This is a genomic window from Frankia sp. CoWAU3, assembly GCF_977971855.1.
The window spans coordinates 2,072-3,186 of record NZ_CDWWXB010000320.1 but is presented as its reverse complement, the minus strand read 5'-3'; the positions used below and the strand labels follow the sequence as shown (position 1 = coordinate 3,186).

General features: G+C 66.8%; 1 protein-coding gene. It reads left to right on the top strand.

The window, feature by feature from the left end:
- Positions 1 to 737: 737 nt before the first annotated feature.
- A partial coding sequence (locus AC08ON_RS17875; RefSeq protein ID WP_476617413.1) for an Hsp20/alpha crystallin family protein occupies positions 738 to 1,115 on the top strand: 378 nt, incomplete at its 3' end.

Genomic DNA, 1,115 nt, shown 5'->3' with positions numbered 1-1,115 from the left:
GCCGCTTGATTCCGCCGTCACGGATGCGCCGGGGCCGGGCGGCTGCGCGATGGGACAGGCCGTTTGTGGTAACTCCGTCCAACAATCTCGTACGGTGCTGCCTCGTACGGTGCTGCAACCGTTCGCTCGTGGTACACGAACAGCCTCCCCAACACGCAGTCCGGTATGGCGCGTGCGACTTTATACCACGGTGCTGTGGCTATCTTGTGGTCACTCCCGGTAACCCTCACTCAAGGGGTAGTTTGTCGGTGGTAATCGGGCTTCGGGTATGTACGGCGCAAACGATTTGCCGTGATCCCGGACTAATTTGATCCCGGGTCGGCGGTTCGGCTGATGGTGCCCGGATCCGGTGCCGCCATTCCGCGGCGGCCCGGCGGCCCGGCGGCCCGGTGTCACGGCGGCCCGCGGCGGCTCGCGGCCGCACGATCGCCGGCTTCTCGCTCCGAGCGATCAGGCCCGCCGCGGCGGGCCGGAGCCGAGGCCCCACCGCCCGGCCGCCCGGGGTCGGCCGCTGCGACCGTTCGCCGTTTCGGTGTCCTGCCTCACATTCAACAAATTCCTTACCCTCGCTTGCAAAAGCAAAGTTGAGCGCCTTAGACTCACGAACTGTGAGAGCGGGAGGCAATCGAGCCGAAGGTGATCCGCCCAGGGGGCGCCTGAGGTGCGGGAGCGTCCCGATCGGCATCGATGTACAGAGATCGGCCCTAGAAAGATCAATCTTTTGGAGGGGGAGCGTCGTGAGCACCTACCTGTGGGACCCGTTTGCCTCGCTGGGGCGTATGGACCGGGAGTTCGACGAGATCGTTCGGCGTGTCTGGGGCCCGCGGCGTCCGATGCTTACCGGACGGTCGTCGGTCACCGAGTTCGCCGTCCCGTCGGCTGATGTGGTTACTGAGGGAGCGGATGTACTGATCAACCTCGAGCTGCCCGGGGTCGATGTCGAGCGGGACGTCGCGGTCGAGATCGACCGGGGCCGCCTGGTCGTCCGCGGGAAGCGTGCGGCCGGCAGCGAGAATGAGCACGCCGGTCGCGTACACCGCGAGCGCTGGCACGGTTCCTACCGCCGGGAGTTCAGGCTTCCCGAGGGCGTGGAGGCGCAGCGGATCTCGGCCACT